This is a genomic window from Candidatus Cloacimonadota bacterium, from assembly GCA_012522635.1.
Lineage (GTDB): Bacteria > Cloacimonadota > Cloacimonadia > Cloacimonadales > Cloacimonadaceae > Syntrophosphaera.
Genome location: JAAYKA010000017.1, coordinates 1 through 8,123 on the forward strand (window position 1 = coordinate 1; position 8,123 = coordinate 8,123).

Genomic DNA, 8,123 nt, shown 5'->3' on the forward strand with positions numbered 1-8,123 from the left:
GATTCAAAATCCCCAGAGGCTGAGCGGGGTTCTCGCTGGTGAAAAGCGTTTGCGCGCTATCTCCATCCGGTTGCAAGACATGAACTTGAGGGTTATCGGGGTCACTGTAACCCCAGTTATAAACCTGTCCCGCCTGCAGGGTTTGCACTTCACTGAATGTGATGGCTTGCCCTGCCGGAGCGGAGGTGCCGAATTTCTGCCAGAAGGGATTGGCACTTTCCCAAGGTAACTCACCTTCCAGATATAAGTTACCGCCTCCATCCAGATAGGATGTCAACAGATTGTAATCCAGGGAACCCGGCGCGGGAACATGGGTTTCGGCGCCATTGCCAAAGAGACAGAAAACCGCGTCGAATTGGTTGATATAATCGTAATCCGGAATGAGTTTATCGGTGTGGATCACGTTGAATCTACTGTTGATGAGGCAATCCACCAGTTCCAGGCTGTTGGATGGATTGGGTTCATAAATCAGGATTTGCCCAAGGGGAGTTTCCGCACCGATATGACCAATGGCTGGATCACCGTAAAGTAAATAGGTATAAACGTTTTGCAGCTCCGGCCAGATGATGCCGCCATCGTCCAGCGGATCGCCAAAAAGGTAATATTGGCTGTGGATGAAACCGGTCAGGGCGTGTGCCGCACCCAGGGAAAGCTCGTTGCGGGCGAAGTTTTCCAGCCAATGGTAGTTGTAGGAACTCAAGCCGCCCCAGCCCGGATTGCTCCAACCCATTTTATACCAGCCGGTGCGAGTCGCGCCTATGGAGGCAACGGTTTTTTTCAGCATGGCATGTTCCGCCAGGCAGGGCTGGGAGCCGTCGATTCTACCGTTATAGCAGGACGCGGCGAAAAGAATGCTGCCATCCGGGTTTGTCAAATTGTTGAAGCTTTGGAGGTCAACCATTGAACGCCACTGCATTTCCCAGGCGTCGGGAAGATTGTTGCCATTGTCGTCGGAAATCCAAACTTTGCGGGAAGAAGAATCCGAAGAACCGTGCGCGCTCCAATTCAGAATGCCGTAACTTTGGGTGTCCAGTTGATTCTTGAGGAGGTCATAATCCAGCGCCAGGGTGGAAGGATAGGAGGGCAAAAATCCGGTTTGCTCATACATCGTGTCGCAGTCCCAATCGCTTAGTGCAGTTGCTTTTACGTATTCCATAAAGGTGGCGCCATCGGTTTGCAGGTAAGATGGGTCCGGTTCTCCACCATAGTTCAAATATGCCGCGGGCAGCAGGGCTCTTTTTTTCCAGGGCGCGCTGCTTTGTTCATAATCCACGATGCGTGTCGCGATTTGGGAAACTTCCCCGGCGTTATTTGTGGAAATGCGTCCCACCAACACTTCCGGGGTGAAATCGCAGAGATAATCCTCAAAACCATAGGCGGCGGAATATTCGCCCAAACGTCCGTCTCCATCAGTGTCGATGATGCTGCTCAGGTCGCCATAAAAGAAATCTGAGGCGACGTTATTTGTGGCATTTGGTTCCGGGCAGAGATAAAGCACGGGCACGGTGTCGTAATCACCCACCAAAAGCAGGTGGGAAAAAGGGCTGTCATTATATTGTGAAATCAGGTGGTTACGGAGTTTTTCACCATCGCTGGCGCCGGGGCTGCCAGCCAGAATGGTGTTGATATTTTGAAAGGCGGTGATGAAACCCTGGCTTTGTCTGAAACTTTCCAGAGGCGCCAAAGCCTGATACAATGCAGGAGTGGAGATGATCAGATAGTCAAAATTACGCGTGGGTGAGAGCTGGTAATGGGCATCAATATCCTGGGGATTCACAAAAAAGTCTCGGGGCTGGAAATCCTTGCCAGAGAGGTGTTTCCACACGGGAGGAATGCGTGAATTCACCTTGCCTTCAGCCTGGTTCCAGTTCAATTCCAGATGCAGGTTTTCCCAAGCTTCCCAAGTTTCACCCTGATGCGCCACAGGAAGCACACCGAAGCTGGCATAATTCACGTCGCCCCAGCGTTTTAACCCATAATAAATCACCTGCGGGGAATTTTGCCGGTTTGGAGTTCCGGTGAGCAGACCTTCGCTGTTGAAAAAGGGAGGGTTAAGCTCCGGCGCTGGCGCGTGAACGCTGCGCAATCCGGAAAAGCTGGCGCGGTGGGAAACATCCTCTGCGCCGGGGGGCAGAACCACGTTGATGGTTTTGAGCGGCAGGCGCGGAGAACCAGGGCTGGAAAGCGTGCCCCAACCGGGCTGAAACTCTCCATTCAGAGGGGGGTTAAGTTCAAGGGAAAGAGACAGTTGCGCAGCCGAAACAAAGAGCGGCAGGGCAAGCAGAAGAAGGACGGGGATAAGTTTATTCATCGTTTTCTTTCTTGGTTGGTTTTTCTTTTTTGTGGCGTGGGTTGGGTGTTTTGGCAGGTTTATTGATGGCGCGGCGGAAGCGTTTTTTCTTGTCTTTATTCATCTTTTCGGTGGCATACTGGATGATGATGGGCGCGGCGGAATCCTTGTGGGTGAAAAGGAAATCCTCAACCTCACGGGGGTGGATTTTCCAAAGTTCGCGTAAAAACCAGCCCACACCTTGATGCACGGGGCGTGTGTTATCCTGCAGGAGCGGGGTGACAAACTCCAGCAGCTCTTCAACTTCGAGGCGGTTGCGCAGATAGAGCAGGGTGACTGCCGCCGTCCGCCGGGTCCATTTGCTTTCCGAGAAACGCCAGGGCTCAAAGTCTTTCAGGGTAACCAGTTCCAGCTCCAGAAGGACGGGTGTGAGCTTGGTGCCGATGAGGTCGGCATGGGTCCAGTTTATCACCGCTTCATCCAGGCAGCGTTTCAGTTGGTCGAAAACGACGCGTTCCAGGCGTGGCCTGTTTTTCTTCAGCATCATCAGCCCCAGACTGCCAAATTCATATTTCCCGGTTGCCAAAAAGTGGTATGCCAATTCCGCCATTTCGGGGATGCTGGGCTCAAAGCGGCGGAAAAGTTCGTCGCGCAGCTCCCGCAGTTGGTTTTCGTCCAAGCCAAAAGCGTCGTATCCTTCGGTGAAAAAACGGGCTTTTTTTGCCACATAAGCGGGGTTTTCGTGAGCAAAGAAATGGCTTTCGCAAAAGCTGAAAATCTCTTGCTGACGGGGTGTAAGTTCTGTTCTTGCCGTCAGTAACGTCATGTTTTACCTCATTCCAAAATATCTGGAAACGCGTCCCGGAGGAGCGTTGTTATTCAAATGCCTTACTGGGTTTCTCCTTCATCAGGCGGGTCGGTGTGCTGGTAGCCCATGCCTTTTCCGGTGGTCAGCACGTGCCAGCGGTTGAAAAGCTGACGAAAGCGCCAAAGCATGGTTTGATTTGGGTTTAGCTGAGCCAGCATCTTGGCAAAAAAGCTTTCCCAATTCGTGGTTTCATGGCTGCGGAAAAAACCAGCGGACTCCATTACATCAAGCATGTATGCCTTCATTTTGTCAAGCTCAATTCCCGGTACAGCCGGCAGACGCGTTTGGGAATCCGCTTTGCGGGTGAGTTCCCAAAGCGCCACGGTCACAGCCTGAGCCAGGTTTATGGAAGGAAAATCCGGGTTTGCGGGGATATGGCAGCGCAGGGGACAAAGCGCGGCTTCCTCGTCCGTGAGGCCAAAGGTTTCGCGACCAAAAACCAAACCTATTTCCAAGTGGGGTATCTTTTTACAATAGATTGCCAGTTCGGGGGGAGCGAGATCGGCAGGCTTCAATTTTCCCAAACGGCGGGAAAAGGCGACAGCGCGGTCAATATCGGAAAGCGCTTCCTTCAGAGTCGGAAAAACCTGCGCTTCCTCCAAAAGATGTTCGGAGTGCATCGCCAGATAAAAATCGTTCTTGCTGGGCACAACGCCCACGATGCGCAGGCTGCTGAAGCCAAAATTGTGCATGATTCTGGCGACAGCGCCAACATTGCCCTCATAGATTGGCTCCACCAGAATCACATGAATCATAGGTCCTTGAGCAGTTTGGAAAGTTTGTGACCCAGTTGCGCCACGGCTGGGTCGGGATCGGATTTCCAACTTTGGGCAACGCGGTTGCTGATGCTGGTGAATTCCTTGGCTTTGTCGCGCATATTCTTTTGGGAGAACAGGCTGGTGAGCTTTTTCAGGGTCGCCCAGAGGGTTTTGGCGCGGTTTTCATCACCCTCCAAAAACCAGCGGCGCATATTGGCGTAGGTTTGTTGCGGCCTCACGCGCCCCAATTGCACCAGAATGTGGCTGATCTTTTTCTGCACTTCCTCATCCGGGTCGTCCAGCAGGCGAGCCACGAAAGCCAGCGCGTATTGCGGACTGCGGGCGGCGATGTTTTCCATGCCATGCAGGGACATTTCACGTTTTTTGGGGTTGGGGGATTCCGACCAGGCGGGCATGTATTTTTTCATCACCTGTGGCGCTTTTTTCCACATTTCAAAGCAGATTGTCTCGCTTTCCCAAGGCACTGATTCGCAGGTGCGATCCAGGGTTTCGGCAATCACTTCCGGGTCTTCCTGATGCCGATGGTAAAAATAGAAAAGCGCGGTGGCGCGGATGCCATAGAGGTTGTGGGTCAGCATGTCTCCGCAGATGCGTTCCAGCTTTCCTTTTCCTTCATAGCTCGCCAGACGTTTGCCCAGTTCTTCGCGCACAAAATAATTCGGCGTGTTTGCCATTTCATGAATCAGACGCTCCGCAATGCCATTATTGCCTTTGTCCAGATTTTTGAAAATCTTTTCAACATGCGCGTCCATTAACTTATAGTCGTCCAAATTCAGACGTCCCATTGCTTTGATCATATTGATATGCTCCAAAATCCCGGTGAGGGTTCTGAGGTGGTAAATTTTTATGCCTGCAATCCAAAGATAATTTGGATGTTTGCCTTGCTAGTTTGGTTTATAAGCGCAAGTTTTGACGCCTGAGCCTTTTTGTCAAGTCATTTATGGGCGGGAGGCTCGAAAATATCACGGGCTCGAACCTCACGGCTGGTCACAAAATGCAGTTTGGCAACCTCGGCCAGGCGTTCCCAGCCAAATTTATCGGCAAAAGCGCGGGCTGGTTCAAGCACATTTTTTCCGCTGCCCAGGGGGAATTTAATCCCATAACGCTGGTTCATCGAGGCTTTGGCTTGCAGGAACTGATAGCGCGCGATGATGGAAGCCGCCGCCACCGCAAAATCGGACTCGGCTTTAACGCGCTCTTCAACCGGGATGCCAATCTCTTTGCCGCTGAGGAGCTTCCAAACTTTTTTGCCATGGCTGAAGCGGTCAACCAAAATGCCGCGGACATTGGGAACCCGCTCCAAAAGCTCCATGATGGCTTTGCCATGCTGCCATGCCAAAAGGTCGTTCAGGTTTTCGCCCCGGGTCTGCATGTCGGCGATTATCTCGTTGTAGCGCAAGGGTTTGATTACCACGCAGGAGATATTTTTGGGATAGCGTTCATAGAGGCTGTGGGCGATATTTTTGATGCTGTAATCCGCCAAACGCTTGGAATCCATCACGCCCAGCGAGCACAAATCCGCTTCCATTTCGCGATCCATGGCAAAGGCAGCCACCACCAGGGGACCGAAATAGTCTCCCTTGCCGGCTTCATCGCTGCCAATCCAGCGTTCCCAGGTGTGAAAACTGGCGGCGCCGCTCTCGGAATTTTGCTGCAAAAGCTGATGCAACTGCGCCTTAAGAGGGTTTTCCTTGCCTGCCAAAACCTTGCTGACACCCTTTTTTGCGGAATAATACAGGTTCAAAACTGCGCTGTGTTCTCCGTCGTTCAAACGCATTTGCCAGCCATAGTCGATTTCGTTTTGGTCTTGGATTTCAATGCCCTGGCGCGCCAATTCCGGCATCAGCCAGGCAAGATATTCCCCGATGTGTTTCTCCATTTGCGGTTCCTGAAGCTCCTTTTGGGCAAACTTAACGGTGGCGGCTGATTTGTCAAACACTATATCCTGAGAACGAGTCTGCCCAAAAACGTCGTCCGAAACGCTAAACCTATGTCAAACTTATGTTTATCCTTTGAAACATAAGGGAGACATAAGGCGGCAAGCGGGAGGGTGATGAAATTTTGAAGTGAGAAAAGCCTGAATACGGGGCGGTGAAAAGGGATTTGATGAATTGATGGAACTCATGAAGGCAGATAAAAAGTCAAGTCACTGAATGTCAATGATTTACCTCGTAAATAGGGCTCTTTTCTGCTCAAAAAGAGGCTGTGAATTGATGGAATTGATGAACTGGGGGGCTTGGGTTTGGGTGCTGGTTGGCGGAGTATGGTGGTCGTAAGAACACTTTTTACACTAAGGCCTGGATCCTTCACTTCGTTCAGGATGACGCATGGGTACAGGTTTGTGTGTGTTTGCGTAGTCTGGGTGTTCTGATGAACATTTTTAAAAATCCACGGACTGGATTCTTCGCTGACGCTCAGAATGACGGGCTGGTGCGGGTTTGGGTGTATGTTTACGGAGTCTTGGTGGTCGGAGGGACATTTTTTAACACCAAGGCCTGGATTCTTCGCTAACGCTCAGAATGACGGGTCGGGACGAGGTTTCAACCTGAAGGGAGAAGAGATTTGCATTTTTGGTGATAGCATATATTTCACTTGGCGACTGTTTATGCGTTCAGTCCTACTTAGCCTTCTTCAGTATCGGGTTATACTCTCATAGAATATTTTTCAAGCCTTTTTCAGAGCAAAATAATGATCTGCGTACTGACGAACCTTTGCGCTGAGACACAAGGGTAGGTTCAAGAGCCTAATTGTCCGTCCGTCCGGAAGCCGGAGCTCGTCAAGGCTCAGGCTGCCTTCATGGATGCGGATCGCCATGTCGTGTTCTGAAATCAGCATAAATTGCATGAGTGAGCGCAGAGAACCAGTGCTTCCTGATTTTACTTCGATGGGGAGCAGTTTCCCGCGGTGCGGGATCACGAAATCCACCTCTGCCGAGGATTGGTGTTTTTCTCTCACCCAAAAGCTGAGCTTTGGAGGTGACGAAGCCCAAAGGCATTGCAATTCCTGTCCTACAATGTGTTGGATAATCAAGCCTTTATGGATGGATTCCAAGGAATCTGAAAGGAAATATTCCTCCTGGATGCCAAGCTGATAATTAAGTAATCCCGTATCAAGTAGCTGCAGCCTAGGCTTGCGCCGATATTGGGGAACCATGGGTAATGTTGCAGAAGTAACGGGATAGCTGAGCTTTAGGAGCTGCACTTTCTGCAGTTTATCGAAAGCTTGGCGGATGGTGAGCGCTTTATAATCCGATGCACCAAAGCCCTCCAAAGTGATGCGTTTTCCCGCTTCAGCGGGTGCAGTTTTGAGGATATGAACCAAAGCTCTTGCCGTTGAAACATCGTCCGCATATTTATCCACATCTTCAAGATAGGCGTTCACAAGGGATTCATAGACGCGGTTGACAATCATCATATCCTTGTGTTCAAGATATCTGGCAACCGCTTCAGGCATTCCCCCCAGCAGGGAATAGATTTTGAACTGATGTCTGAGCTCTTCGATGAAAGGCGTTGAGGCAGGAACTTGGTGGTAAGCTTGGAAAAGATCATCCCTGCCCAGAGCTCCCAAATATTCTTCAAAGCTGAGCGGCTGCACCCAAAGATTCTCAATTCTGCCCACCGGAAAACTTTGGTGTTTATCGCCCACCACCGCTTCCAGCAATGATCCTGCGGCTATCACGCATAGCTCTGGCATGTCCTCGTAAAAATAGCGCAACATCTTGATTGCCGTCGAACTGAACTGAATTTCATCGATAAAAAGCAGGGTCTCATCGGGTTTTATGGGCTGTGAAAAACGTAAACAGATTAATTGAAAGAGCTCACGTACCTTGAGCTCACGGGCAAAAAGCTGTCTATCTGCCTCCAAGTCAAGATTCACATACAAGAAAATTGGAAAAGACCTGGCAAATTCCTTCACGACGGTGGTCTTTCCCACTTGCCTGGCACCTCTGAGCACCAAAGGTTTGTGCTTTCTTTCACCCTTCCAGCGCTCCAAATCACCCTCAATCGTTCTTTTAATCATCTGGAACTCCTATCTGATTACCTGATGTGGACATAAAACAGAGAGTTGATAATATGTCAAGGCAATTTTCGGCGTTACCAGAGTCAAACTAAGGGCTGTTTTCGGCGTTTATAGGGTCAAACTAAGGGCAAATTATTGCATTTTGTTGGCAAACTAAGGGCAATCA

At 50.5% G+C, this 8,123-nt stretch carries 6 protein-coding genes; all 6 read right to left on the bottom strand.

The window, feature by feature from the left end; translation table 11 throughout:
- A partial coding sequence (locus tag GX135_00960; GenBank protein ID NLN84656.1) for a hypothetical protein occupies window positions 1–2,311 on the bottom strand: 2,311 nt, incomplete at its 3' end.
- The gene (locus GX135_00965; GenBank protein NLN84657.1) at window positions 2,304–3,116 is read right to left on the bottom strand and encodes a DNA alkylation repair protein; all 813 of its coding nucleotides are present in this window, start codon (window positions 3,114–3,116) and stop codon (window positions 2,304–2,306) included. The genes GX135_00960 and GX135_00965, both read right to left, overlap by 8 nt.
- Window positions 3,117–3,178: 62 nt before the next feature.
- Complete coding sequence (locus GX135_00970) at window positions 3,179–3,913, bottom strand: RNA methyltransferase (protein NLN84658.1); 735 nt, start codon at window positions 3,911–3,913, stop codon at window positions 3,179–3,181.
- Window positions 3,910–4,734 (bottom strand): hypothetical protein, encoded by an 825-nt coding sequence (locus GX135_00975; protein NLN84659.1) that lies wholly within the window; start codon window positions 4,732–4,734, stop codon window positions 3,910–3,912. The genes GX135_00970 and GX135_00975 overlap by 4 nt, the downstream gene beginning before the upstream one ends.
- Before the next feature lie 137 nt (window positions 4,735–4,871).
- Window positions 4,872–5,816 (bottom strand): ribonuclease HIII, encoded by a 945-nt coding sequence (locus tag GX135_00980; GenBank protein NLN84660.1) that lies wholly within the window; start codon window positions 5,814–5,816, stop codon window positions 4,872–4,874.
- A 785-nt stretch (window positions 5,817–6,601) separates the two neighbouring features.
- A complete protein-coding gene (locus GX135_00985) occupies window positions 6,602–7,957 on the bottom strand; it encodes an ATP-binding protein (GenBank protein NLN84661.1) in 1,356 nt (451 codons plus the stop codon).
- Between the last annotated feature and the right edge of the window lie 166 nt (window positions 7,958–8,123).

Excerpts from the sequence above, each read along its gene's own strand:
- GX135_00965 (NLN84657.1), bottom strand. The coding sequence starts at position 3,116 with ATGACGTTACTGACGGCAAGAACAGAACTTACACCCCGTCAGCAAGAG.
- GX135_00970 (NLN84658.1), bottom strand. The coding sequence starts at position 3,913 with ATGATTCATGTGATTCTGGTGGAGCCAATCTATGAGGGCAATGTTGGC.
- GX135_00975 (NLN84659.1), bottom strand. The coding sequence starts at position 4,734 with ATGATCAAAGCAATGGGACGTCTGAATTTGGACGACTATAAGTTAATG.
- GX135_00980 (NLN84660.1), bottom strand. The coding sequence starts at position 5,816 with ATGGAGAAACACATCGGGGAATATCTTGCCTGGCTGATGCCGGAATTG.
- GX135_00985 (NLN84661.1), bottom strand. The coding sequence starts at position 7,957 with ATGATTAAAAGAACGATTGAGGGTGATTTGGAGCGCTGGAAGGGTGAA.